The 25,418-nt window shown below is 64.8% G+C and carries 25 protein-coding genes and 2 pseudogenes; 11 read left to right on the top strand and 16 right to left on the bottom strand.

Going from position 1 to position 25,418, the window contains the following annotated elements:
• From E7773_RS14845 to E7773_RS14820, 6 genes and pseudogenes are all read right to left on the bottom strand, one after another.
• Window positions 1-1,155, bottom strand: a pseudogene (locus E7773_RS14845) (hypothetical protein); the annotation flags it as partial.
• Window positions 1,083-2,072: a hypothetical protein gene (locus E7773_RS14840; RefSeq protein WP_293992809.1), complete on the bottom strand. Its 990-nt coding sequence runs from the start codon at window positions 2,070-2,072 to the stop codon at window positions 1,083-1,085. The gene E7773_RS14840 and the pseudogene E7773_RS14845, both read right to left, overlap by 73 nt.
• Window positions 2,073-2,119: 47 nt before the next feature.
• A complete protein-coding gene (locus E7773_RS14835) occupies window positions 2,120-2,278 on the bottom strand; it encodes a hypothetical protein (RefSeq protein ID WP_293992806.1) in 159 nt (52 codons plus the stop codon).
• A 207-nt stretch (window positions 2,279-2,485) separates the two neighbouring features.
• Complete coding sequence (locus E7773_RS14830) at window positions 2,486-2,737, bottom strand: hypothetical protein (RefSeq protein ID WP_293992803.1); 252 nt, start codon at window positions 2,735-2,737, stop codon at window positions 2,486-2,488.
• Entirely contained in the window at window positions 2,734-3,303 is a 570-nt protein-coding gene (locus E7773_RS14825; protein WP_293992801.1) for an SDR family NAD(P)-dependent oxidoreductase, read from the bottom strand. The genes E7773_RS14830 and E7773_RS14825 overlap by 4 nt, the downstream gene beginning before the upstream one ends.
• 75 nt (window positions 3,304-3,378) lie before the next feature.
• Entirely contained in the window at window positions 3,379-4,101 is a 723-nt protein-coding gene (locus E7773_RS14820) for a hypothetical protein (protein WP_293992798.1), read from the bottom strand.
• A gap of 955 nt (window positions 4,102-5,056) precedes the next feature.
• Between E7773_RS14820 and E7773_RS14815 the strand changes: the two genes are divergently transcribed.
• Together E7773_RS14815 and E7773_RS14810 are read left to right on the top strand one after the other, a co-directional pair.
• Window positions 5,057-7,330 carry a TonB-dependent receptor gene (locus tag E7773_RS14815; RefSeq protein WP_293992796.1) on the top strand — a complete coding sequence of 758 codons (2,274 nt, stop codon included), beginning with the start codon at window positions 5,057-5,059 and terminating at the stop codon, window positions 7,328-7,330.
• Window positions 7,331-7,409: 79 nt separating this feature from the next.
• Complete coding sequence (locus E7773_RS14810; RefSeq protein ID WP_293992793.1) at window positions 7,410-8,993, top strand: AMP-binding protein; 1,584 nt, start codon at window positions 7,410-7,412, stop codon at window positions 8,991-8,993.
• A gap of 4 nt (window positions 8,994-8,997) precedes the next feature.
• Here the strand turns inward: E7773_RS14810 and E7773_RS14805 are convergent, their stop codons facing one another.
• Both E7773_RS14805 and E7773_RS14800 read right to left on the bottom strand, forming a co-directional pair.
• Complete coding sequence (locus E7773_RS14805; RefSeq protein ID WP_293992790.1) at window positions 8,998-10,641, bottom strand: carboxylesterase family protein; 1,644 nt, start codon at window positions 10,639-10,641, stop codon at window positions 8,998-9,000.
• Window positions 10,638-11,948, bottom strand: coding sequence for an MFS transporter (locus tag E7773_RS14800; RefSeq protein ID WP_293992788.1), 1,311 nt, complete (start codon window positions 11,946-11,948; stop codon window positions 10,638-10,640). Before E7773_RS14800 ends, E7773_RS14805 begins: the two co-directional genes overlap by 4 nt.
• A gap of 151 nt (window positions 11,949-12,099) precedes the next feature.
• Here E7773_RS14800 and E7773_RS14795 point away from each other — a divergent pair, with 151 nt between their 5' ends.
• The 7 genes and pseudogenes from E7773_RS14795 to E7773_RS14765 all read left to right on the top strand — a co-directional run bounded on the left by E7773_RS14795 (window position 12,100) and on the right by E7773_RS14765 (window position 15,917).
• A complete protein-coding gene (locus tag E7773_RS14795) occupies window positions 12,100-12,759 on the top strand; it encodes a TetR/AcrR family transcriptional regulator (protein WP_293992786.1) in 660 nt (219 codons plus the stop codon).
• A 262-nt stretch (window positions 12,760-13,021) separates the two neighbouring features.
• Complete coding sequence (locus E7773_RS14790; protein ID WP_293992783.1) at window positions 13,022-13,210, top strand: hypothetical protein; 189 nt, start codon at window positions 13,022-13,024, stop codon at window positions 13,208-13,210.
• Window positions 13,211-13,281: 71 nt separating this feature from the next.
• A pseudogene (locus E7773_RS14785) lies at window positions 13,282-13,665 on the top strand (response regulator); the annotation flags it as partial.
• 114 nt (window positions 13,666-13,779) lie between these two features.
• A complete protein-coding gene (locus E7773_RS14780; protein WP_293992781.1) occupies window positions 13,780-14,121 on the top strand; it encodes a hypothetical protein in 342 nt (113 codons plus the stop codon).
• Window positions 14,108-15,343: a divalent metal cation transporter gene (locus E7773_RS14775; protein ID WP_293992779.1), complete on the top strand. Its 1,236-nt coding sequence runs from the start codon at window positions 14,108-14,110 to the stop codon at window positions 15,341-15,343. Before E7773_RS14780 ends, E7773_RS14775 begins: the two co-directional genes overlap by 14 nt.
• Window positions 15,340-15,693, top strand: a complete 354-nt coding sequence (locus tag E7773_RS14770) for a PRC-barrel domain-containing protein (protein ID WP_293992778.1) — start codon at window positions 15,340-15,342, stop codon at window positions 15,691-15,693. Before E7773_RS14775 ends, E7773_RS14770 begins: the two co-directional genes overlap by 4 nt.
• A complete protein-coding gene (locus E7773_RS14765; RefSeq protein ID WP_293992777.1) occupies window positions 15,690-15,917 on the top strand; it encodes a PRC-barrel domain-containing protein in 228 nt (75 codons plus the stop codon). The genes E7773_RS14770 and E7773_RS14765 overlap by 4 nt, the downstream gene beginning before the upstream one ends.
• A gap of 71 nt (window positions 15,918-15,988) precedes the next feature.
• Here E7773_RS14765 and E7773_RS14760 read toward each other — a convergent pair whose 3' ends face one another.
• The 8 genes from E7773_RS14760 to E7773_RS14725 are packed head-to-tail and all read right to left on the bottom strand — an operon-like array spanning window position 15,989 to window position 23,799.
• A complete protein-coding gene (locus E7773_RS14760; protein ID WP_293992776.1) occupies window positions 15,989-16,384 on the bottom strand; it encodes a c-type cytochrome in 396 nt (131 codons plus the stop codon).
• A gap of 19 nt (window positions 16,385-16,403) precedes the next feature.
• A complete protein-coding gene (locus E7773_RS14755) occupies window positions 16,404-17,285 on the bottom strand; it encodes a cytochrome c oxidase assembly protein (protein ID WP_293992775.1) in 882 nt (293 codons plus the stop codon).
• Window positions 17,273-17,581 (bottom strand): hypothetical protein, encoded by a 309-nt coding sequence (locus E7773_RS14750; protein ID WP_293992773.1) that lies wholly within the window; start codon window positions 17,579-17,581, stop codon window positions 17,273-17,275. The genes E7773_RS14755 and E7773_RS14750 overlap by 13 nt, the downstream gene beginning before the upstream one ends.
• On the bottom strand, window positions 17,578-18,195 hold the full coding sequence (locus tag E7773_RS14745) for a cytochrome c oxidase subunit 3 (RefSeq protein ID WP_293992771.1): 618 nt from the start codon (window positions 18,193-18,195) through the stop codon (window positions 17,578-17,580). The genes E7773_RS14750 and E7773_RS14745 overlap by 4 nt, the downstream gene beginning before the upstream one ends.
• Window positions 18,192-20,081 carry a cbb3-type cytochrome c oxidase subunit I gene (locus tag E7773_RS14740; RefSeq protein WP_293992769.1) on the bottom strand — a complete coding sequence of 630 codons (1,890 nt, stop codon included), beginning with the start codon at window positions 20,079-20,081 and terminating at the stop codon, window positions 18,192-18,194. Before E7773_RS14740 ends, E7773_RS14745 begins: the two co-directional genes overlap by 4 nt.
• The gene (coxB, locus tag E7773_RS14735) at window positions 20,078-21,070 is read right to left on the bottom strand and encodes a cytochrome c oxidase subunit II (protein ID WP_293992767.1); all 993 of its coding nucleotides are present in this window, start codon (window positions 21,068-21,070) and stop codon (window positions 20,078-20,080) included. Before coxB ends, E7773_RS14740 begins: the two co-directional genes overlap by 4 nt.
• Window positions 21,067-21,522: a hypothetical protein gene (locus E7773_RS14730; protein ID WP_293992765.1), complete on the bottom strand. Its 456-nt coding sequence runs from the start codon at window positions 21,520-21,522 to the stop codon at window positions 21,067-21,069. Before E7773_RS14730 ends, coxB begins: the two co-directional genes overlap by 4 nt.
• On the bottom strand, window positions 21,523-23,799 hold the full coding sequence (locus E7773_RS14725; protein WP_293992763.1) for an FdhF/YdeP family oxidoreductase: 2,277 nt from the start codon (window positions 23,797-23,799) through the stop codon (window positions 21,523-21,525).
• Window positions 23,800-24,136: 337 nt separating this feature from the next.
• On the opposite strand from E7773_RS14725, the gene fdhD reads away from it, so the two are divergent.
• Both fdhD and E7773_RS14715 read left to right on the top strand, forming a co-directional pair.
• Window positions 24,137-24,889, top strand: a complete 753-nt coding sequence (gene fdhD / locus E7773_RS14720; protein ID WP_293992761.1) for a formate dehydrogenase accessory sulfurtransferase FdhD — start codon at window positions 24,137-24,139, stop codon at window positions 24,887-24,889.
• Window positions 24,886-25,407: a molybdenum cofactor guanylyltransferase gene (locus E7773_RS14715; RefSeq protein ID WP_293992759.1), complete on the top strand. Its 522-nt coding sequence runs from the start codon at window positions 24,886-24,888 to the stop codon at window positions 25,405-25,407. Before fdhD ends, E7773_RS14715 begins: the two co-directional genes overlap by 4 nt.
• The last annotated feature ends 11 nt before the right edge of the window (window positions 25,408-25,418 follow it).

The following is a 25,418-nucleotide window of genomic DNA, read 5'->3' as shown; positions in this document are numbered from 1 at the left end:
GGTCGCGGTGCACGCGGCGGTCGCGGTGCCCCACGCGCTCGCGTTCATCCGCACCGCGACGCAATCGGGGCGCCCGGCGCTGTCGTAGCTGTATTCGGTGACGCCATAGGTCGTGCCGCCCGCGGTCAGCACGCTGCGCGTCGTCCGTCCCGCCGCGTCGAGCGTCGCGGTGACCTGTTGCGCGGAAGCGAACGCCGCCCAGTCGGTATCGCTGGTGCTGGCAACCGTGCCGAGCTCGGTCTCGGTCACCTGGCCCTTCGCGTTATAGGTCGTCCGGGTCGCGGCGCGCGCGAGGCTCCCCGACCCGTCGGGATCGGGCGCGATCGTCCCCACGCGCTCGCGGTCGCCGTCGTAGCGATAGGTCACCGTGTCGTCGCTGCCGCTCATCGGACCGTCCACGCTGGTCACGTTGCCGACCGAGTCATACGCCACGCTCGTCGTCGCCGACAGCGAATTGTCGCCCGCCTTGGTCGTGGTCGAGACGGGCAGCAGGTTGTTGCCCGTGCCCGTGGTCTGCGGGCCGTAATCGACGGTGGTTACCGTCTCGTCGGAGGTACCCGAACAGCTCGCCGTGGTGCGGCATACCGAAGTGCTGGTCAGCCGATAGACCGGCTCTCCCGACGCGACGATCCCGCTGCCCGTATCGAAATACGCCTGGAGCGAGGTGTAGCCATAGGTCGTCTTGGGCCGCGTCGCGCCGCTCGTCGGTGCCGGCGCCGTTACGGTCAGTACATTCCCGGTGGTCGCGTCGTAGGTGTAATCGGTGACGTTGCCGAGCGCGTCGGTGGTCGTGTTGGGCCGGTTGCACGTGACGGGGTTGGAGCAGGTCGAGTCGTAGCCCGCGTAGGTCGAGATCGTCGACGTGCCCGCCTTGTCGACCGTGTCGGTCTGCGTCACGTTGCCGCGCGCGTCGTACGTCAGCTGCGTGTAATTGCCCTCCTGCGCCGTCGTCTTGGTCAAGCGACCGCTGGTGTCGTAATCCCAGCTCGTCGTGCGGCTGGTGGCGTCGGTCATCGACTTCATCCGTGCCGACAGGATGTCGAACGTATAGGTCGTGACCTTCGACGCCGGGTTGGTGACCGTCACCGTGCGCACCCCGCTCGCATCGCTATAAGCGTACGTCGTCGTGCCGATCGGCGTGGTGATCGACGACACCTTGCCGGAACTGTAGGTGACGGTCGCGTCCTCGCTCGAGCTCCGGGCAGCTTGACGCCCATCAGCACGCCGGCGGTGCTGCGGAAGACCGTCGCGCGGCTCATCGCGTCGGTTACCGTCAACAACGTGTCGCCGCCGCTCGTGGTCACAGCGAAGCTCTGGCCAGGCGTCGCTCCGCCCGACGCCGCCAGGTTGGACGCGGTGACACCAAGCGGAGTCCCCCACACGTTGAAATCGGGCAGGTCGATATCGTCCGGGTCCCACATATATTCATCGTCGTACGCCAGCGTCATCAGGTAGCCGTAGGAGTTGCGGACGGTCGAAACCCGATAGGCGTCTGCCCAATGCGCGCAGGCGAGCCCGCTGGATGTCTTTTGTGAGCAGTAGTGCAGGCTCGAATAGGTAAATGTCAGCTTCTCGCCGGACGGGCTGATGATGTCGGTAACTCGCCCATCGCTCGCATGGTAGGGAAATGGCGTTGCTTGGTTTTTGTTAAAATGCGCGACCGTGCCGTCACTGGTCGTATAAGTGTAAACCAGCGTCGTACCGTTATAGGTCAGCGTCGCGCCATTGCCCTCGGTCGGCGTATACGTGCTCCCCGACACCGTGAACGTATCGGTCTTCCCGCCCAAGATCACGGTCATCGTGGTGCCAGTTAGGTCCATAGAACCGGTGAGATTGTCGAACCAGCCGCCGCCGCGACTAAGCTTGTAATAGCTCAACCCTTGCGAAGCCCCGATCGTCAGCGCCGGCGCGTTGACGTTGAAGGTGCCGAGAAACAGATCGATCCCGTTGCCGTCGATCGATTCCCGCACGGGCGCGGGATCGGCTAGCTGGGCCGAGGCCGGTACCGCATAACAACTTCCGACGAGTGCCGTGGAAGCCAAGGCGACGCGCAAAATCTTCTGAGCGAACATGAAACCCCCGTTTTTCCGTGCAGATGGCAAGCAGTCGGAAAAAAGGGTCAGGGCGCCCCGCTCACGTTGAGGTTGGTTCGGTTGTCCGCGTGATCGAACGTGTAGTTCGCGACGACGTTGCTGTTGACGCTGCCCGAATGCTCCACCTTCACCAGGCGCCCCTTGGCGTCATAGGTATAGTTCTGGGTCTCGGAACCACCCGCCACGCCCGTGAGCGCGATCAAAGCGGCCAGGCCCGAACCCGCAACAATGGCAACTCTTGATCTCGTGAGCATAACAATTCCCCCGCGAGTCGTGTGGATGACTCCTCGGAAGCAATGGGCACCTCGAAATCCAACATTACAACAATCGTTTGATCGTCGAGTTCTTATAAACGCGCTTTTCTGGGGATAGTCGGCGGCACGGAACGGTCTTCAGCGCGCTTCCGCGAGTGCAACGGCATCAGGCCCCGCCGGGAAGCGGAGCCGACCTTTGGTGTCCTGCACGGCGTTCCACACACCCTCAGCCACGTCGGTCTCACGAATGGTCAGCGCCGGAGCAGCGAAGCCTTCCATGATTGGCTTGGCGAAATCGGCGTACTCGCCCGGTAGCGGCTGATCGAACGGAATGATGGCGTTCGCGCCGAAGTTTGTGGTCGGCGCGTAGCCGGGCTCGACGAGCTTCACCGCGATATCGAATAGGCGAGCTCATGAGCAAGCGAGCCCGTGAAGCCCTCGATCGCCTGTTTGCTCGCGGTGTAGGCGGCAGCCAGCGGGAAAGCGCCGAGTGTGACGCTCGAGGTCACATTGACGATGATGCCCGAGCGTCGCGCCCGCATCTGGGGAATTACTGCCTGGCACATCGCCATCGTGCCGATCGTGTTGGTCTCAAGCAGCTGGCGTACCAGCGACATAGGCGTCGCTTCGAAAGCCCCGACCGCCCCGATGCCGGCATTGTTCACCAGTACGTCGATCGGATCAGCGGTTTCGAGCAGCGCCGCTATGCTCGCTTCATCGGTGACGTCGAGCGGCAGAACCCGCAGGCAGCTGGTATCGCCAGCAAAGTCCGCAGCCGCTGCCCGCCGGGGAAGTTCGCGCGCGCCGCAGGTTGACCCGGCGCGCACAGCAAATGCTGCGATGCCTTTTCGAACGGCCGCTTTCGGGCGAGCGGCCCGCTGAACCGAACGGCTTGAACTAGGGCGCGCTGCTGCCACTCGAATTAGCGGGATGCGGAAGGGCAGTTCGTCTCTCAAAAAGCCGACATCTGCTCGACCGTTACAGCAGGCCGAGGCAACGACGGGCGACCATTCCGATCGATCTTGCTCGCGCTAGACCCCCATCAGCCGCTCCGCGGTCGAATGCCACCACGGTTTGTCCCAAGCGAACGCGACCAACGCCGCCGCGGGCAAGTAGATCATCAGCCACACCTTGTACGCTTCGTGCACACGTTGATTGCGCACGAGGTCCCACACAAACATAGGCGATACCGCCAACAGGATGTAGACGTCTGTCGCCCAAGGGGATGCTGGCATGCTCGAGGGCAGCCACAACATCCGATCGATTGCCGCACCAAGCGGCACGGCTGTTGCCAAGAACATCATTCTCTTGTGCATGCCCGGCAAGGTCGATCGCGCGCGAAGCGCAACGCCGATGAATACGGCAAACAGCACGCCGGCATTGATCTGCAGCAACAAGATGTTCTCGATTACTGGCACCATCGGCATCAGTGCCTTTTGCGCCGCCGGTGGCCCGAAATGGGCGCCGCCCCAGACCTGGTGGAACATGGTAGGAGCCAAGATCAGTCCGGCGATCACCAGCGCCGGCACCAGCACGAACGCCGCGATGCCGACTCGCTTGTGAAGCGAGCACCGATCCGTGGCCACCATCAACGTCTGGGCCAGCAAGAGCAGAAGGAAAGATCCCATCAGCACCGCATGGATGTGAAGTCTTGCCGGGAACGGCGCCCGCGCGCCGGCCTTCACCATCGCAGTCTTCATCATCGAATCCGGCACGAAACCAACGAGGACGATCAGGATGAACCAGACCGCCATCCCCACAAAGATCCAGCGATCGATCGAATGCGCTCGCGCCGTCCCGGACAGATTGTCCGACTCATGCGGTCGCGAGAAGCCCCTTCCGGCAACTGTAGCCATATAGATCCCCCCTCAGCGGCCGGCGCCCCCGCGCCAACCGACCCGCGCCCCATATCATCATGCAAGTCCGTGGGGGAACCCTATCTTTCGTCGAATAAGGAGCTGCCGCTGAGGCGTGTGCAATGGAACGAGACGTTTCAAAAGGTTACACGTGAGCTCGTACGACTGATCGGAGTTCTGCAGCGATCGGATCGATGCGCGCACGTATTAGCGTCTGCTTCTCGCTAAAAAAGGGGCGTTCCGGGACCGATCGTGGAACGACAGCTCTTGGGCGAGCGGCCATCAACGCTAAACGGCCGAATTAAGGGCGTAGCTCAATGGCCGGTGCCAAGTCTAGCTCTCGCGCCTCAGGTCTGTCGGAGCCGCACGGTGCGTCCCAGGCGGGCGGATAGAAAGGAACCGCCCGGCTGCGCCGATTCGAGCTGAAGAACACGATCAACGTCATGGTCGATCAGCTCAACGGCCTCGCCATGCCGGGGATCGACGATTGCGAGAGGCGAGCGTCCGGGCGCCTACAACTCGTGTGGCGCTGATAACCGGCTATGCCGATAATTTCGAGCTTGGGTACAGCTAGTCGATTGCTGTGAACGATCGACGCTCTCTCGCAAATTCACTTCTGGTCGCCGCGGTGATCGGGGCCGTGATTATCGTCGCCGCGTTCGGCTTCGCCGGTCGGGTGGCTGTGCTGATCCTGGGCGTGGCAGGTCGCAGCCGCACGGAGCTGACTCGCCTTGGTAGCTCCGCCCGACGCCTTTCATTCACTCTTGTGAGAATTAGCGTTGAAGTTTGTCGTCCATTGCGGCACATTCCCCCAATCGGCGCCGCAGAGCGTTATGTAGTCGTGGGAGGGGTTATGAAGAATCTGGCCGTTTTGCTGAGCGCATCGGTGCTCGCGGTGGGTTGGTGCAGTCCAGCGATGGCGCAGACTACGCCCCCGGCGAGCGACACTGCGGCGACCTCCGATGACGCCGGTGCCGGTCCGGACATCGTGATCACGGCGCAGCGCCGTTCCGAAAACCTGATGACCACACCGGTCTCGGCGTCGGTGCTGACCGGGAACGATCTGTCGAACAAGGGCGTCACCAATGTCGACGCGCTGCAGTTCGCGATGCCGTCGGTGGTGGTCAACAATTTCGGCCAGGGGAATGATTTTAACGTCCGCGGGATCGGCAAGGCCGAGCACAATACGCAGACGACGACGGGCGTTATTACCTATCGCGACGGCGTGCCGACCTTCCCGGGCTATTTCCAGATGGAGCCCTATTACGACATCGCGAACATCCAGGTGCTGCGCGGCCCGCAAGGAACGATCGTCGGCCAGAACGCGACGGGCGGCGCGGTGTTCGTCAACACCAACGACCCGATCATCAACGGCGGCATCCACGGCTATGCCAACGCCAATTACGGCAATTACAACGATTTCGGCTTCCAGGGCGGGATCAACATCCCGATCAGCAACACGCTGGCGGTGCGCCTCGCAGGGTTCTTCGACCGCCGCGACAGCTTCTTCCATGTCAAGGGACCGGGCGGCACGGCCTATCCGTACGATAGCGGGAAAATGGGCTATCTCGCGGGGCGCGTGAGCTTGCTGTGGAAGCCGAGCAACAATTTCTCGGCGCTATGGAAAACCGATCTCGATTACCTCGATTCGGGCGCTTATCCCGCGTCGCCGTTCTGGCAGCATAGCAGTCTTTACCCGACCTACCGCCGCGACCTCTACAATATCGAATTGAACGCGCCGCAGGATGCGCGCGACAAGTTCATCCGCTCGGTGCTCAAGCTCGAATACGACACCAATGGCGGCGTGAAGTTCCGTTCGGTCACCGGATACCAGACCGGTAATACGATGTACCGCGCCGACCTCGACGGTTACGGCTCGAACTACGGCGATCCCACGACGATCACGGCGGCCCTGCCTGCCGGCACGACTAAGAACTGGAGTTTCTACGACACCGTCAACGAGCGGCAGTTCAGCCAGGAATTCAACATCATCTCGCCCGATAACAAGCGGTTCACCTGGCTGCTGGGCGCGTTCGGAATGTGGAACACCTACAAGTTCCCGGCGCCGTTCAGTAATTTCACGATCAACGTTTGCTATCCGGTGACGACGGTCAACGCCTGTCTCTATCAGCTGTACGGGCGCAATCCGGAGCGCAACCTCGCGGCGTTCGGGCAAGTCGGGTTCCAGATCACGCCGAACCTGAAGCTCGAGCTGGGTGGCCGCTACACGGCCAGCCGGTCGACCAACTACGTCAACGTCCAGCAGTACGGCGCGCTGATCAGCCAGACGCAGACGGTCAAGTCGGACAATTTCTCGTACAAGGCGTCGCTCGGCTGGAAGCTGAGCAACGACCAGTATCTCTACGGCTTCGTCGCGACCGGCTTCCGTCCCGGCGGGCTCAACGTGCCGGTCGGGCTCGGCAACCCGGCGCCGTTCAAACCCGAAAAGATCACCTCATACGAGGCGGGATGGAAGGCGAACTGGGCAGGCGGCCATGTCCGCACGACGGTGACAGGCTTCTACAACGACTATCGCGATTTCCAGGTCATCATCGGCTATCCGACCTTCCCGACCTTCGGGATCGAGTTGAACGTGCCGCATTCGACCAAGATCTACGGGTTCGAGGCCGAGATGGACGTCAGCCTGGGCGGGTTCAAGTTCGGCACTGGCCTCAACGTGCTGCACAGCGAGCTGGGGCAGTTCTACGCCAGCGATCCACGCATCGCGGCGACCGGTGCGTGCGACCCGCTGACCGGCGGAAACGCGGCGGCGACGAACTGCATCAACCTGCTAGGCCGTCGCCAGACCTATGCGCCCAACGTGACGTTCAACGTCAGCGCCGAATATGATTTCAAGATGGGCAATGGCGACACGATCACGCCGCGCGCCAACTTCGGATACGTCGGCAGCCAGTGGGCGACGTTGTTCCAGAACGTCTCTCGCGGCGACTTGCTCGATGCGCGCAAAATCCTAAACGCGCAGCTCGCCTGGACGCACAAGACGCTGACGATCACGGCCTACGGGACCAACCTGACCGATCAGCACTATGTCGCGGCGCTCAACAGCGGGCTCTATTTCGCCGGCGCGCCGCGTCAGTACGGGATCAAGGTGCTCAAGGTCTTCTGACCTCTCTCCTGGCTGGCCGCCACCGCCCGAAAGGCCGGCGGCCAGCCGATTTTTGCCCTGATCCAAAGAGTCCATCGTCATGCAAGCGTACGGCCTGACCGTCGACAAGTTCCTGGACCATGCCGCGAAATGGTTTCGCGACCGCGAGGTCGTGGAGGCGGGCGAGCAGAGCGTGGCGCGGATCGGCTATGCGGCGCTGCGCGAGCGCAGCAACCGGATGTCCGGCGCGCTGATCGCACTGGGCCTCCGACCGGGCGACCGGATCGGCACGCTCGCCTGGAACACGCAGCGGCATTTCGAAGTCTATTATGCCGCGATGGGCGTGGGGCTGGTGTGCCTCACGCTCAACCCGCGGCTGACCCCCGCACATCTCGCCGCGATGATCGACGAGGCGGAAGACCGCGTGCTGGTGGTTTCGGCCGACCTGTTGCCATTGTGGCGCCAAGTCGCGCCGCTGTGCCGCGCGGTCGAACAGGTGATCGTCATCGACGGCGCGGCGGGCCCGGTCGGCACCGTGCCGACTTGGCAATATGACGCCTTGCTCGAGCAACATGGCGCCCCCACCGCTTGGGGAGATTTCGACGAAAACGCGCCCGCCGGCCTCTGCTACACGTCGGGGACGACGGGCAGCCCGAAGGGCGTCGTCTACACGCACCGCTCCAACTACCTCCACACGCTGCGCGCGCTTCAGGCCGATGCGCTCGGCCTGACCGCCGACGACGTGCTGTTGCTCGGTGTGCCGATGTTCCACGCCAATGGCTGGGGCCTGCCCTTCGCAGCCCCCGCGGCGGGGACCAAGCTCGTCCTGCCCGGGCGCGCGCTCGACGGCGCGAGCCTGGCGAACTCGATGCGCGACGAAGGCGTGACGGTCGCGGTCGGTGTCCAGACGGTGTGGCTGGGCGTCGTCGACCATCTCGACGCGACCGGCGGCGATTTGCCCGCGCTTCAGCGGATCGTGATCGGCGGGTCGCCCTGTCCCGATTCGCTGATCCGCAGGATGGAGGATCGGCTCGGCGCGCACGTCCAGACCAGCTGGGGGATGACCGAACTGTCGCCGGTCGGCACGATCGCGCCACCGTACAGGCCGGCCAAGCCCGGCGGGTCGTCGGGCCGCCCGTCGATGGGGGTCGATCTCAAACTCACCGATGCCGAAGGGGTCACGCTGCCGTCGCAGATCGGCACGCTCGGGCATCTCAAGGTCAAGGGCGCGAGCGTGATCGACCGCTATTTCAAGGCGGACGAGGACGCGCTCGATGAGGAAGGCTATTTCGACACCGGCGACCTCGCGACGATCGACGCCGACGGCAACCTCACGATCCGCGGCCGCGCCAAGGATTTGATCAAGTCGGGCGGCGAATGGATCAATCCCAACGAGATCGAGACGATCGTCGGTCGCCATCCCGACGTCCGCCACGTCGCGGTGATCGGGCGTCACGATGACAAATGGGGCGAACGCCCGGTGCTGATCGTCGAGACCGAGAGCGAGGTGGGCGACCCGCGCGCGCTGATCGAGCTGTTGCGCGGCAAGGTCGCGGCGTGGTGGATCCCCGATCGCGTCGCGCGCGTGCGTACAATGCCGCTCGCCGCGTCGGGCAAGATCGACAAGATGCGGCTGCGCGCCGATTACGCCGCTGGTACGATCGCCTCGGCGCGGGTCGGCTGACCGATCAGGGGCAGGCGGCGGACCGGGACGGCAGCTTCGGCGAGGCTAGCCCGACGTTCCAGTTCCAGCCAGCGCCGGCAGACGCCTTTCGGCACATCGCCGCTTCGTTGAGCACGAACATGCCCGGCATCAGCCTGGCCTCCGCGACGGGCGTCGCCGCGAAGTGCATGTACGCCTGCGCCGATCCATAGGCAGGCCAGGCCGCGGCATTGGCGGACGACGGGCGGCCATCGCGCGCAAAGCTCGCCCAATAATCGAGCATCGCATCGGACAGGGCGCGTTCGGACGCCGCGTCGGGCACCTTCGGCCAGAGCGGCGGCGTGCGGTCGTAGGTCCCGAACACGAACGGCAATTCGCTGGCGTGGAACGCGTGCAGCCCCGCGTCGTCCATCGCGGGATAGCCGTGATCGAACATATAGAGGAACGCCGGCTGGCCGATCGCGGTTTGCTTCCTCGCCATGCGCTCGGCGGTCCAGCCGTACAGCGCGTCGCGTGTCGTAGCCAGGATGCTCTGCTTGTAATCGGCCGAGGGATAGAGCCGCAGGAACTCGTCGGCGAGGTCGCCGTAGCGGTCGCGGATCGCCTTCTCATAATCCGCCGCGCTGGCCGGCGGCTTGGGCGCCAGGATCATCAGCGAGCGGATCTCGCCCTGGTTGAACCCGACGAGCAGCGGCACCGGCGCCTGCTTCCCCTGATCGAACGCGGTCGTCATCTGTTGCGGGAGCACGAGGCCGTCGACATTGCCGAACGGCGCGAACCCCAGCTTGGCCGCGCTGTCGGTGATCGTCTGCGCATCCATCCCGCGCAGCGTGGCGACATCGGGCGCCTGGAGACCACCCGCGACCATCTGGCCCAGCGCCTCGCCCGACGGCGCGCCGAACACGCTCTTCTTGAGTTCGGCCATCGAAACCATGTACCCGCTCTGCGCGATCGCCTTGGCATAGAGACCGCGCGCGAGCGGCGATTCCATCAGGTACATGACGCTGAGCGCGCCCGCGGATTCACCGGCGATCGTGACGTTGCCGGGATTGCCGCCAAATGCGCCGATATTGGCGCGTATCCATTGCAGCGCCGCGATCTGGTCGAGCAGGCCGTAATTGCCCGAAACGTGCGCCTTCGATTCGGCGCTCAGCCCGGGATGCGCGAGCCAGCCGAGCACGCCGAGACGATAGTTGATCGACACGACGATGATGCCGCGATCGGCGAGCCGCTTGCCGTCGTAGATCGGCTCGCGGCTCGACCCGCCGACCAGCGCGCCGCCGTGGATCCATACGAACACCGGCGCATTCTTCGCGTTGGCGGGGGTCCAGATGTTGAGCGTCAGGCAATCCTCGCTGACCGGCATCGGAGATGCGGGCGAATAGACCGAGGTGGGCGTCTTGCTCTGCGGCTGGACGCAGGCCGAGCCGAAATCGCTGGCCGTGCGCACGCCAAGCCATTTCGGCAGCGCAACCGGCGGGCGCCAGCGCAATCCGCCGACCGGCGGCTGCGCGTAGGGAATGCCCTTGAACATGCGGACGCCTCCGTCGGTCGTCCCCTTTACCGAGCCGGACGGCGCCGCGACGACCGGCCCGGGATCGGCCGGTTGCGCTGCCAGCGGCAGCGCGAGCATCAGACCGGCGATGGCGGTGAGGTGGCGGAGCATCATGCGAAACCCTTTGCGGCTGAGGGGTCATCCCGGCGCAGCACGCGGGCGAGCCAGAGGAACAGGAGAATGGCGACCGGGTAGGCCGGCGCGAGCGTATAGAGCGCGACCTGGAGCGAATGCGCCGATCCGTGCGCGGCAAACCAGTCGCTCGCCGCCCCCACATAGGTCGGACCGAGCCCGAGTCCGATGAAGTTCATCACCAGCAGCAGCAGCGCCCCCGACAGCACGCGCCGGTTCGGCTGCACTTCCTCCTGCACCAGCGCGACCGAAGCCGAGAGATAAAAGTAGTTGAGCAGCATTACGATGGTGAGCAGCGCAAGCGCCAGCGGCCAGGCCGGCGCCCAGACGAAGGCGAGGTAGAACGGCAGCGCGAGTGCGAGCGACAGCGCCGGACCGATCGCATAGACTTGGCGCGAACGCTTGACGAAATGGTCGATCACGCGCCCCGAGATCAGCATCCCGCCGCCCATCCCGACCGCCGCGACGATCGCGTACCAGACCGAGATCTGATTGAGCGTCATATGCTTTTCGCGAATCAGGAACAGCACCGCGAAATTGCCGAGGCCATAGGTCACGAACTGCGTCGCGCCGCTGCCGAGCGCGGCGAGCAGCAGCACGGGGTTGGTGATGAACGCGCCGACCGTCGGCCAGAATTCAGCCTTCTCCACCGGCGGTGCGCCAGCGGCCGCGTCGAGCGCGCCGCGCGCCGGCTCGCGCAGCACCACTCGCACGAGGATCGCCGTCACGATGCCCACCGCGCCGATCGCGATGAACGCGTCGCGCCAGTCGAACCTCGCCGCGATCGCGGCGCCGAACGCGATGCCGATCGCCGCGCCAATCGGCGGCCCGCAATTATAGATGCTGAGCGCGGTCCCGCGCGTGCCCGGCGGAAAGCTGTCGGTAATGATCGCATAGGACGGCGGCACGCCCCCCGCCTCGCCGAAGCCCACGGTCATGCGCGCGACGACGAGCTGCGGATAGGTCACCGCCAGCCCGCACGCGACCGTCGCCCCGCTCCAGATCGCGCAAGCCAGCGATACCACCGTCACGCGGTTGGTGCGGTCGGCGAACCAGCCGACCGGGATCGCGATGAAGCAATAGAAGAACGCGAAATACAGCCCGCCGATCAGCCCGAGCTGGCCGTCGGTAATGTGAAGCGAGTCCTGGATCGGTTTGGCGAGAATACCCAGCAACTGACGGTCGAGGAAATTCAGGACGTAGACGAAGGTCAGCGCGACCAGCACCACGCCGCCGCGCATTCCAGCGCCGCGCGGCACATTCGACCCGTTAGCCGCCAAGCTCTGCATGCATCCTCCCAGCGTCGATTTTTCGACATCGCCGAGCCGGACAATGCGGGTAAAAACGCGAAGCTGTCAATTGACACTCTCACGAGTGTGAATGTCTTTGGAGCCACGGTACTGGCTTGACGCTCGGCCACTCAAGCCGGAAGACGCAGGCGTGACCAAGCCAGTAAAATCGCGTAAAGCCGAACAACGCGCCGAAACGATAGAGCAGATTCTCGACACCGCCGAGGAACTGTTTTCGCAACACGGGCTGTACGGCGTCACGCTGAAGGAAGTCGCCAAGCGCGTCGGCGTCCATCATACGTTGCTCAATTACTATTTCGCGGACAAGAAGGCGCTGTTCGACGCGGTGTTCACGCGCCGCGCCGCGGTGACCAACGAACGGCGGATGAAGGCGCTCGACGATTATGAGAAGGCGTCGAACGGCAAGCCGACCGTCGAGGGGGCCTTACGCGCGTTTCTCGACACTGACCTCGATCTCTACATCACCGGCGGCGATGGCTGGCGAAACTACGCCGCGCTCGGCGCGCAAGTCGCCAACACTCCAGCCTGGGGCGCCGAAATGATGGATCAGCATTTCGACCCCGTCGTGTTGCGGCTGATCGGCTTGCTCAAAAGGGCGCTGCCCGATGCGCGCGAGGCAGACATCTTCTGGGGCTATCACTTCGTCACCGGCGCGCTGATGCTGACGCTCGCGCGCACCGGGCGGATCGACAAATTGTCGGGCGGGATTTGCCGGTCGGAAGATTTCGGCGCGGTCAAGGAACGCATGGCGTCGTTCATGGCGGCGGGGTTTCTGGAGATCTGTCGCTGATGCCGGACTTCTTGTTATGCTGCTGAACGTTGCTGATCCTATCGACCCGACTGCGCAATGGACTCAAAGTCGTAAGTTCGCCTGATCCTTTGGGAGCGTGCTAATCGGATTGAGCAGAGTGGCGGAAGCTCGCCCGCGCCATAGGCCACGATGTCTGTCAGACCAAATGCACCGCTCCTTAGGAACTCAGCGATAGCGCGCGGGAATGCCTCGCCCTCGTAAGCCAGCAAGCCCATTTCGCTATTTCAACTCATCGCCTGAGATGATCCGCCTGGTGGTGATGATGTACGTCCGGTTCCCGCTGTCGCTGCGAAACGTCGAGGATCTGCTGTTCGAACGCGGCATCGACAAGGAACGCCGCTCGGCTGCACTGGCCGAGTGCAAATGGCCGCGAGCTAGGCAACCGCTCTCAAAGAGCGAGCTCCATCGTGGAGAGACGAGTTCACTTTAGACTGACAGCACCGCCATCCGGTCTGCAGTTCCACGGCCTGACCAGCAAAGCGGGGCGTTACCGAGATGGGTGCGGGCGAGACAGTCCTGGTGATCGATGACGAGCCGACCGTGCGGATGCTGATCGTCGAGGTGCTTCGGGAGGCCGGCTACGTTGCGCTTGAGGCCGAAGACGGCCCGTCCGGCCTGAAACTGCTTCAGTCGGACGCGCGGGTCGATCTCCTCATCACCGACGTCGGGCTGCCCGGCGGCATGAACGGCCGTCAGGTCGCGGACGCGGCCAGGCTGAGCCGACCAGCGCTGAAGGTGTTGTTCGTCACCGGCTTCGCGGAGAACGCAGCGGTGGGGAATGGTCAGCTGGACGCGGGGACGGCCGTGATCACCAAGCCTTTCGTCATGACGGAATTGGCGAACAAGATCGTCGAGATGATCGAGGGGCGCAGTATCGGCGCTTGATCGTTTGTGCGGCACTCGTCCGCGTTGGCAGTGGAATGGTCACGAGCGAGGCCACGATTTCAGACGGGAACCCGGCAGCTCGGCCAGCGTTAGGCCGCATTGCAAATGGGGCCTATGCGAACCGCCGCGCTTTTAGCATCTGCACTGCTGTCGAGCGGCACTGTTCCTGCCGACAGACCAGAAGACCTGGCGAACATCAAGGCCGCGCGCTCGGTTGTCGCGGAGTGGGATCTGATCGATCGAAGCGTCGCCGCGGGCCTCGTTTCGAAGCGGTACGCCGCGCTGATGCAGCGCGAAGCGCGAACGCAGCTGACCACCACGCTGCATGCCTTCGCCGATCCGCACTCCCCTGCTGCGACAGCGGTGGCAGGGGTGTTGCGGCGTTCCGAACCGGGCCCGCTCCGAAAGGACGTAGCCACCCTAATCCGGTTAGAACATCAACTTGAAGATCGTTGAGCTCACCCTCGGCATCATGACTGCGGTCGGCGGTTTCGTCGACATCAGCGAGCTTGTTTTTGCCGCTCAAGCCGGATCGCGATTTGGATATGCCCTGATCTGGGTATTCGTATTCTCGACGATCGGCATCATGGTGTTCGCGGAAATGAGCGGCAGGGTCGCGGCCATCGCAAAGCAACCCGTATTCAATCTGATGAGGCATCGGCTTGGTCTGCGGACTGGCCTCTTCACGCTGCTCGCCTCGCTGTTGAGCAACCTCATCACCTGCGCCGCGGAAATTGGCGGGATCGCCTTGGTCCTCCATCTGTTGACGGGGATCGGCTACGCGCCACTGGCCGTGATCGCGACGGCCGTGCTCATCGCGTCCGTCTGGGTCTTGCCTTTCAAGTGGATCGAGCGGACATACGGACTTCTCGGCCTGTTCATGCTCGTCTTCGCGGCCGCGTTGGTGGCAATCCATCCGACCTGGGCGGATGTCGCCCGCGGCGCGATTCCGCAAATCCCCCAACGCATGAGCGCCCGCGATACGTTGGCCTTCGCCTATTTCGCCGTCGCCATCGTCAGCGCGGTCATGTTTCCCTACGAAACCTATTTCTATTCCTCGGGTGGGATCGAGGAGAAATGGGGACCGAAGGACCTCGGCATCAATCGATTGACCACGATCGTCGGTATGGCGCTCGGGTCGCTGCTCGCGATTTCGCTATTGGCCAATTCGGCGCAACTCTTCGGCCCGCTCCACATCGACCCTCGGATGCCGGGGACCGTCGCCATGGAAGCGGCGATACCCTTCGGTCAGACAGGACTGTTGCTGGCATTGCTCGGCATGTTGTTCGCGATCGGGGGCGCCGCCGTGGAAACCTGTCTTTCGAACGCTTACAGTCTTGCCCAGTTCTTCGGGTGGGAATGGGGACGGTACGAAAAGCCGTGGGCCGCGCCGCGCTTCACGATCGCGTGGATCGCCGTGTTCCTCTTGTCGCTCCTGATCGTCCTGACGGGCATCGATCCGATCGAACTCGTCGAATACGCCGTCCTGTTTTCCATCCTGGTGCTGCCGATGACGTACCTGCCGCTGCTGTTGCTCGCCAGCGACAAGGCCTACATGCGCGAGCATTCCAACGGATCGATCGCGAAAACGCTGGGGTGGGCATATTATTGCATCATCGTGATCGCCGCGATTGCCGCGCTTCCCCTGTTTCTTCTCACCAAGGGAGGTCAGCTGTGAAGGCCAGCGGCTCGCTCAAGCTCCTCAGCGGGCTTCGCGATCTTCAAATCGTCGATGCCGATGGCGTGAAATGCGGCATCGTCGACGAGATCGAGTTCGATGGCGAGCCGGGTAAGCGGCTTGCGATCGCTAACCTTGTCGTCGGCCCCGGTGCGCTACGCTCGCGCCTTTCCGCCTGGATATACAAGATCGTCATAGCGCTCGCGGGCGAACGCGCGGTGCGCGTTCCCTGGGCGCAGGTCGAAAGCGTCACCAGCGTCGTCAAGCTCCGGGCTTCGGGGCGAAGTCTCGGGCTGACCACGGCCGAGGATAGAGCCCGTTCGTATGTCCCGCGCCGAGGAGCATTATGATCAACGCATCGGATCTCTACCGCAAACCCATCTACGACATCTCCGGACAAAAACTCGGCGTTGTTCACGAAATCCGCGTGGCGGACGGGGTCGTGGATGCGCTCTATTTTGGCCGCGGTACCCTGCTGGAACGGTTTACCGGCAAGGGGCGGGGCAAGCGTCTGCCTTGGGCTCAAGTGAGGCGTGTCGAAAAAGAACGGATCATTGCCGATCGCGGCAAATGATTACGGTCGCGAGATGGCCTGCCGCTTCTGGAGCGCCACGCCCCGCCGCCGACGAGGCCAAGGCGTAGCGCTCACTGTTTCGCGTACAGGAACGCTGCGGCATCGCGCGCTTCCTTTTCGGTCAGGCCCATTTCCGGCATGCCGCTCCCGGGGTGAAGCTGTTGCGGGTGCATCAGCCAGCGCACCATCGTCTCGGGATCGTTGGGCAGGCTGCCGGCGATCGTCACGCGCTTGCCGATATCCGCCAGATCGGGCCCGACCATCCCGCTGGCGCCATCGATCCCGCTGATCTTGTGGCAGCTACCGCAATTGTACCGCGTCACGACCTGCTTGCCCGCGCGCCAGTCACCGCGCGTGATCGCATCGGCCTGCGTCTCCGTCTTGCGGCTGGTTTCGGTGTAGAGGACCATACCCGACACGATCGCCGCCCCGACCGACAGCGCGATCAAACCGGCCAGGAATATCATGCTGGATGACGGCGGGCGGCTAGGCATGAGCAGGCCTCAACAAACGGCGCATGACGAGAAGCGCGGCGCCCGCGTGGACGAGCCCGCCGGGCACCCACATCAACAGCCCCGCGACTTGCTGGTCCTCGGCCGGGGTCAGGCCATAAGGCGACAGGCCGAGCCGCGCATAGCCGGCATACCAGGGGCTGGTCGCTAACGCCATCAGCGCCCCGAGCGCGCCCGACACCACCGAGGTCGCGACGAGGCACAGCGCCGCCACGCCGACAGGGGTGCGCCGGCTCAGCATCGCACTCCAGAAGAACAGGGCGCTGACCAGGAACGACAGATGCTGCGCGGCGTGCCAGCCGTCGCTCGCCAGCGCGAGATCGAACAGCGGGGGCGCATGCCACAGCCACAAGGCAGCGGCCTGCACCAGCGTGGCGACGAGCGGCGCGGACAGGAAGTGCCACGTCGCCTGAACCAGCCGTGCAGTGGTGACCGCGCCGATACCGCGGCGCCCGCCCGCAGGAAACGCCCAGAGCATGATCGCCAGCGGTTCCGACAGGACCAGCAACGGCGCGGCGGCAAGCATGATCAGTTCGTGCTCGAACATGTGCGCGGCGAACGACCGCTCGCCTGCTTCGTGGAGCGGGGAAACCAGCGCGGCGGCGAGCACCAGCCACCCGGCACCGAACAGCCGTGCCCGATGCGCGAGGCGGTCGGCGCCTAGGTTCGCTCGCGCGCTCAGCCGCTTCCAACCGATCGCAAATAACGCGAGCACGATCAGCAACGGAACGACGATCCATGGATCCAAGGTCCAACCGGGCGGCTCCTGATGGCTGGCGCCGGTATCGTGCGCCCATGCGGCGCCCGCCGGGCCGAGGCCGAGCGCCAGCCCCGCCGGCCACCTCAGCGCAGGCATGCCGGCACCATCGAAATCGCCAGCGTCTGAAACGCGATGGCGAGCGCGAACAGCCCCGCCGTCACCAGCGCCAGCCGCGCGAGCCAGATGTCGGCTAGGCCTTCGCGCGGCTGCCGCAACGGCCAGGCGATGCGGAACGCGACGCCGCACAGGGTCAAGCTGACGATGCCCCAGGCCAAGCCGATGCCCCATTGCGTGCAATCGGCATGGAGCAGGGTCGACAGCCCTTGTTCGAACACGAACCAGCTGACCGGCGGCAGCAGCAATGCGGTCCAGGCACGCCCGCGGATGCTCATGCCAGCCTCGGCGCCCAATAGATCAGGGCATAGATCGGCACCCAGACCAGCACGACGAAGGTCCAATAGTTCGAATTGTCTTCGACATCGGCGAAGCGGTCGTCGTCGACATGATGCGTGAACAGCCACGCGCTGATCACGATCGTATCGCCCAGGTCGGTGACGATGTGCGTCGTGTGGAGGATCAGCAGCGCCCACAGGATCGACCCGTAGCCGTCCGCGTACCAAGGCGGGCCGATGGTCGCGAACTCGAGCCCGCGCGGGATCAGGATGAGCACGCCGATCACTGCCATCGCGAGCACGCCCCAGCGCACCCCCGCCAACTTCTTGGCGCGCGCGCAACGCAGCACCCACAGGTTCGGAATCTCGCTGAGCAACAGCATCGCAGTCAGGACACCGCTCCACGTGAGCCCGGGCAGCGGATCGCCCTTGGGCGGCCACGCCGGCGCTTGAGTCATCAGATAGAGATACGCCGCTGCGGCGAGCAGGAACCCCGTGCCCTCGATCACCATGAAGCCGATATTGCCCCACCACACGAGGTGGCGCGCGCCGGTCTCGCTGACGGGCAGGCTCTTCAGGTCGCCGACCAGCTCGAATTCGCGCGGCGCCGTCATGATGCCTCCCGCTGCGAGCCGGCCTCGGGCCGGGGCGCCGGCCAGAACCAGCCGGTCAGCGCCGCGCCGATCGGGATTGCGCCTGCCACGATCGCCCAGGGCGTGAAGATGCTGCCGATGAACATCGCCGACACGGCGAGCGCGGTGACCAGCGGCCAGACCGATGGTTCGACGCTCTTCTGGCGATAGAGCGGCGCCGCATCGGTGACCGACGTCACCAGCACTTCGCGCATATCGGCCGACAGCCCGTCCATCGCACGCAACGCAGGCCGGTCGTCCCACATCGGCGTCAGGCTGTCGACCACCGGCGTATAGGCGATGTTCCAGGGCGGCGGCGGCGACTCGCTCGCCCATTCGAGCGTCGATCCGCGCCACGGGTCGGCGCCCGACGGCTTGCCGCGCCAGTAGCTGATCACCGCATTGCCGACGAACACCAGCCCGCCCAAGACCGCGATGACGCTCCCCGCCGTCGCGACCTGGTTGAGCGTGTCCCACCCCATCCCGGCGGGGTAGGTATAGACTCGCCGCGGCATCCCCATCAGCCCGAGGAAGTGCATCGGAAAGAAGCCGAGGTTGAACCCGCCGACGATCAGGCCGAACGCAATGCGGCCCCATCCTTCGGACATCAATCTGCCCGTCGCCTTCGGGTACCAGTAGCAGAACGCGCCGAACAACGGGAATAGCGCGCCGCCGATCAGGACGTAGTGCAGGTGCGCGACGATGAAATAGGTGTCGGTCAGTTGCAGGTCGAGCGCTGCCGACGCAGTCATCACCCCCGACAGCCCGCCGATCACGAAGGTCGCGATGAACCCGATCACCCACAGCATCGGCGTCGCGAGCCACGGCCGCCCGTTCCACATCGTTGCGGTCCAGCAGAAGATCTGCAGCCCCGCCGGAACCGCGATCGCCATGCTCGCCGCGGTATAGAAATCGTTGCCGAGCCGCGGCAACCCGACCGCGAACATGTGGTGGACCCACAACCCGAACGCGAGCGCGCAGATCGCGATGATCGACAGGACGAGCACGCTGTGCCCGAACAGCTTGCGGCGCGAGAAGGTCTCGACGATCGACGACACGAACCCCGTGGCGGGTATGAAGATGATGTAGACCTCAGGGTGACCGAAGAACCAGAAGAGGTGCTGGAACAGAATCACGTCGCCGCCGCCCGCGGGCGAGAAGAAATGCGTCGAGACCATCCGGTCGGCAATCAGCATCGAGGTCACCAGCATGATCGCCGGCATCGACAGGATCGTCATGATCGACGCGATCAGCATCGCCCACAGGAACACCGGCATCCGCGCCAGCGTCATTCCCGGCGGACGCATCTTGAGGATCGTCGCGGCGACGTTGACCGAGGCGGCGAGCGCCGCGACTTCGGTGAAGGTGATCATCTGCGCCCAGATGTCGGCACGGTGGCCGGGAGAATAGGTCGGCCCGGCGAGCGGGGGATATTCGAACCAGCCGAGATCGGGCGTGATGTCCATCACATGCGCGATCCACAGCGTCAGCACGCCGCCCAGATAGAGCCAGAAACTGAACGCGCCGAGCCGCGGGAACGCCATGTTGCGCGCGCCGAGCATCAGCGGGACGAGCCACAGCGCCATCGCTTCCATCAGCGGCACCGACACGAGGAACAGCATCGTCGAGCCATGCAGCGAGAAGGCTTCGTTGAAGACCTGCGGCGTCATCCGCGTGTTTTCGGGGATCGCCAGCTGGAAGCGCATGTCGACCGCCACCATGCCGGCGAGGAACAGCAGCAACAGCGCGGTCACGACGTAGCGCGCGGCAATCCTTTTGTGATCGACCGTGGTCAGGAAGCCCCACAGCCCCGGCGCATCGCGCCACGTGAGCGACAGCCGCTCGATCTGGTTCCGGTCGGGGGTCATTTGAGCGTCATCAGATAGCGGGAGACCGCATTGAGATCCGCTGGGGCGAGGACCACGGTCGGCATCGATGTGCCCGGCTTGACCCCCTGCGGCTGCGCCACCCAGCCCTGCACCCCGCCACGCGACATCGTCAGCGTTCCCGCCGCGATCGAACGCCGCGAAGCGAAATGCGTTAGGTCGGGCCCGGCGCGCCCGGCCGCGCCGGTGCCGCGCACGACATGGCATTCGGCGCAGGGACCCGCGAACACCGCTTGGCCGCGCGCAGCCGCCGCGTCGGCGGGCGCGGTGGCGTTGGCAGCTTGCGCCGCCAGCCACGCGTCGAACACGGCTGGGCTCTCGACCTTGACGTCGAACGCCATGTGCGCGTGCTGCGCCCCGCAGAATTCGGCGCACTGGCCACGAAACCAGCCGTCGGTGCGCGGCGTAAGGTCGACGACGTTGCGGCGTCCGGGCACCATGTCGATCTTGCCGGCGACATTGGGCACCCAGAAGCTGTGGATGACGTCCGCCGAGCCGAGCAGCACGCGCGCGGTGCGCCCGCGGGGCAAATGAAGCTCGTTCGCGGTCTCGATCCAGCGGCCGCTCGCCGGATCGCGATATTCGATCCGCCACCACCATTGATGGCCGGTGATCCGTATCTCGAGCGTTTCCTGGCTGCGCGACACGAACAGCGCGCGATCGGCGACGAAGCTGCCGACGATCAGCACCGTCAGGCCGACGACGATCACGCCCGCGGTTACCCACAATCCGCGGTCGAGCACCTGATCGTTCGCGGCTTGCTCGTCACCCGACCGAATCCGCCGCCGCGCGCGCCACAGGCCCCAACCGATCCCGCCGAGCACGATCAGATAGACCGCGCCGCAAACGACCGTCATCAGCACCAGCAATTGGTGGAGCGCACTTGCCTGATCGCCGGCGGGCGCGAGCGGCGACTGGATGCCGACGCACCCGTTGAGCAGGAAGAGCGGCAGGAGGACCGAGCGCTTCATTGCGGCCCCGACCAGGTCAACCCCTGCGGCTCGGCCTGCGCGTCCTTCTGAACGCGGCGGCGCTTCTCGGGGTAATGCTGCGGCAAGTCGCGGACGTAGGCCGTCAGTTGCCACAATTGCTCGATCGGAACGCGCGATCCGTAAGCCAGCCGGCCGTGCCGGTCGGCGATCGATCCGAACACCTGAGCGAACCCGCCGCCATATCGCCAGCGCCCGTCGGGCAAATTCGCGGCGCCCTTCGCATTCTCAGTGTGGCAGCCCGAACAGCCATACCAGGAGAAATAACGTCCGCCCTGCGACACCTGGTTATAATTGTCCTGGTACGCCGTAATCCGCGGGTCGTCGTCACCCACCGGGCGGGTCTGCGGAAGCGACGGGCCCAGCGTGCGCGCTTCGTTGGTGCACCCGCCCAGGCACGCGGCGACCAGTAGGATAGCCGGCCCGCGCGCCATTCAGGCGACGATCCGCACCGGCACGCCCTTGGCCGCGGGCGTTTTCGACTCCTCGTCGTGGTACCAGAGCGGGATCAGCGGGTTCATTTCGGGATAATAGGCCCCGATGCAGCCGCGCGGCAGCAGGAACGGCGTGACCGTCAGCCCGCCGACCCGGCGGTCGACACCATCGTCCGCGTCGCTGGCCAGCGCGATGACCTGACCCTTGGACAGCCCCGCCGCAGCGATATCCTCCGGGTTCATCAGCACGACGTCGCGCGTGCCCTCGATCCCGCGCAGGCGGTCCGAATAGCCGTAGATCGTCGTGTTGAACTGGTCGTTCGACCGCAAGGTGATCAGGCGATAGCGGCCTTCCTTGTCCGCGAACCCGATCGATCGCATCGTCTTGGGCACGGTGAATTGCGCCTTGCCGCTCTCGGTCTTCCACACACGTTCGCGCGCCGCATTGCCGCGGTAGAACCCGCCCGGCGTAAACACCCGGTCGTTGAAGTCGTGGAATTGCTCGGGATAGGTTTGCTCGATCAAGTCGCGGACCTTGGCATAGTCGGCGGTCCAGCCATCCCAGTCGACCTTGGGGTTGGGCGGCAAGGTCGCCTTGGCGATCCCCGCGACGATCGCGACTTCGGATTTGAGATCCTTCGACGCCGGCTTGTTCTTGCCGAGCGAGCCGTGGATGCACGACAGCGAATCCTCCATCGTCACCGCCTGCGCGCCGCTTTCCTGCCTGTCCTCCTCGGACCGGCCGAGGCACGGAAGCAGGTACGCGACCTCGCCGTTGATCAGGTGGCTGCGGTTGAGCTTGGTCGCGATCTGGACGGTCAGCCGCATGTTGCTCCACGCGGCCTCCATCTTCTCGCGCTCGGGGATCGCGCGGACGAAATTGCCGCCCAGACTGACGAACGCCTTGACCTCGCCCGACAGGATGCCTTCGCACGCCTTGACGGTGTTCATCCCCTCTTCGCGCGGCGGCTCGAACCCGAACTGCTCGGCATATTTGTCGAGCGGGACGAGTTCGGGTTTTTCGGAAATGCCGACGGTACGCTGGCCTTGCACGTTGGAATGACCGCGCACCGGCGAGATGCCGGCACCGTCGCGGCCGATATTGCCCTTGAGCAGCCAGAGGTTGGTCAGCATCGCAAGACTGTCGAAGCCGTGCACGTGCTGGGTGAGGCCCATGCCGTACAGGCAGATCGAGCGTTCGGCCTCGATGTAGATTTGCGCCGCCGCTTCGATATCGGCGCGCGCCAGGCCGCTCTCGCGCTCGATCTCGTCCCAGCTCGTCGCATCGGCCTTGGCCTTGACCTCCTCGAACCCGATCGTGTGCTGCTTGATGAAATCGACATCGAGGACGTGGAGCTTCTCCTCCGCCCATTTCTTCTCCTCGGCGGCGAGCACATGCTTGATCATCCCCATGATCGCCGCGATGTCGCCGCCCGATTTGACCTGAAGATAGAGCGTCGAGATCTTAGTCTCCTTGGGCGTCAGCATCTCGGTCGGGCTTTGCGGGTTCTTAAACACCTCCAGGCCCTTTTCGCGGATCGGATTGAAGGTGACGATCTTGACCCCGCGGCGCACCGCTTCCTGGAGCGGGTGGAGCAGCCGCGGGCTGTTGGTCCCGGGGTTCTGGCCGAAGAAGAACATCGCGTCGCACAGGTGGAAATCGTTGAGCACGCACGTGCCGACCGGCGACCCGATCACCTTCTTCAAGGCGACCGAGGTCGTCTCGTGACACATGTTCGAACTGTCGGGCAGGTTGTTGTGGCCATAGAGCCGCGCGAACAAAGCGTAGAGGTAGCTCGTCTCGAGGCTGGCGCGGCCCGAGGCGTAGAACACCGCCGACCCTGGATCGATCGCCTTCAATTCACGACCGATGCCTTCGAACGCTTCCTCCCACGAGCAGGGAACATAGGTGTCGCTGGCATGGTCGAAGCGCATCGGGTGCGTCAGCCGGCCCTGCTGCTCGAGATCATGATCCTTCCACGTCTTGAGCTCGGTGACCGTGTGCTTGGCGAAGAAATCGGGCGTGCAGCGCCGCGTGGTCAGTTCCCACAACGTCGCCTTGGCGCCGTTTTCGCAGAATTCGAACGTGTGCGGGTGCGCCGGCTTGGTCCAGGCGCACGACACGCACATGAACCCCTTGACCTTGTTCTGTCGCCGTAGCGTGTTGAGCGCGGCGGGCGTCGAGCGTTCGCGCCACGCGGTTTCGACGATCCCGCGAAGCGAGCCCCAGCCGCCCTCGGCGCCATCGTAATGAACGGTCTCTTCTTCGTCGGCCATCGAGCATACCTTTCGGTCGGACACCGCGGAGTCGGACAATGTTATTGCCCCAAAGGGCCGGCCAGCATTCACCTGGGTTAAGCCCAGCTAGCCTAACGACCCGACGCCACTGCGCCAACGCAGGGAGAGCAGCGCATGTTCACTTATCGCGGCGTATTTTTGTCGGTGCGTCGGCCGAGCCCACGATCGGCGCGACGCTTACGCTATGGCCTGCTCAATCGGGTTGATGGCAACTCCGTCGCGGTGCACACGTTGAGGCCGACATGCACGGGCAAATGTCCCAGAGGCTCGAGCCCTGATTGGCGGCGCGCCCGACCGCGCGACGTGCGCCATTGCGGTGGAACGGATCGCGGCAGTGGGCGACAGGAAGGTCGAAGATCGCATCCTCGCGCAAGAATGCCCGGTCGCGATCGAGCTCAACGGCATCGGGTACGCCGTGCTGATGGCGACGCCCGCCGACCTGGTCGATCTGGGCTATGGTTTCTGCCGGAGCGAAAGATTGATCGACCGGGCCGACGATCTCATCGACGCAGACATTCATGACGTCCCCGACGGCATCATCCTGCGCTTGACGCTGGCCGATCACGTCGCCGATCGCATCGTGGCACGAACGCGCCATCGCACCTCGGACTCGTCGTGCGGCATCTGCGGGATCGAAAATCTCGAGCAGGCGATGCGGCCGCTGCCGCGTGTCCCGCAATGGCAGGGCGACGACGCCGCAGTATTCACCGCCGCGTCCGCGCTGGGTACGTGCCAGCCGCTCAACAAGGCGACGCGCGCCGTCCACGCCGCGGCGTGCTGCACGCGGTCGGGCGATATCGTCATGGTGCGCGAGGATGTCGGCCGGCACAACGCGTTCGACAAGCTGATCGGGGCGATGGCGCGTAGTGGCGCCGGCTGGGACGGCGGGTTCGCGTTGCTGTCGTCGCGCTGTTCGTATGAGCTGGTCGAAAAAGCCGCCCTGGCGGCTTGCCCGATGCTGGCCTGCGTGTCCGCCCCCACCGCGCTGGCGGTTCGCCGGGCAGAACAAGCGGGCTTGGCGCTACGCGCGGTCGTGCGTGCCGACGCCATGCTCAAGGTGCCGGCATGATCCTCGGAGCTATCCTGGCCGGAGGCGCGGCGCGACGCTTCGGCAGCGACAAGGCGATGGCGCGGCTGCAGGGCCGCGCGCTGATCGATCATGTGCGCGATGCACTGGAGCCTTGGGTCGACCGGGTGGCGGTGTGCGGAAGGAACGACGGCAGCCCGCTGATGCTATCGGATCGACCGGCGCCCGGCCTCGGCCCGCTGGGCGGTCTGGCGGCGGCGTTGCACTTCGCCGACGCGCAAGGCTTTGCCCGCGTGCTGACCGCCCCGTGCGATACGCCGTTCATCGATCGGCGGGTGTTCGAAACGCTCGTCGCGGCCGACGGCCCCGCCTTCGTGGAGTCGTGCCCCGTCATCGGCCTCTGGCCGGCACGTCTGAGCCATTTGCTCGACGATTATCTTGCCGGCAGCGAGGATCGAGCGATGCGCGCCTGGGCAAGGCACATCGACGCCGACTCGCTCGACCTGCCCGTTCCGATCAACGTGAACCGCCCCGCCGATCTCGAATCGCTTGGCGCCTGACGTGACGAGAA

This window comes from Sphingomonas sp. (assembly GCF_004799495.1).
Classification (GTDB): domain Bacteria; phylum Pseudomonadota; class Alphaproteobacteria; order Sphingomonadales; family Sphingomonadaceae; genus Sphingomonas.
The sequence above is the reverse complement of the archived record's forward strand: the minus strand, read 5'-3'. Positions and strand labels throughout refer to the sequence as shown.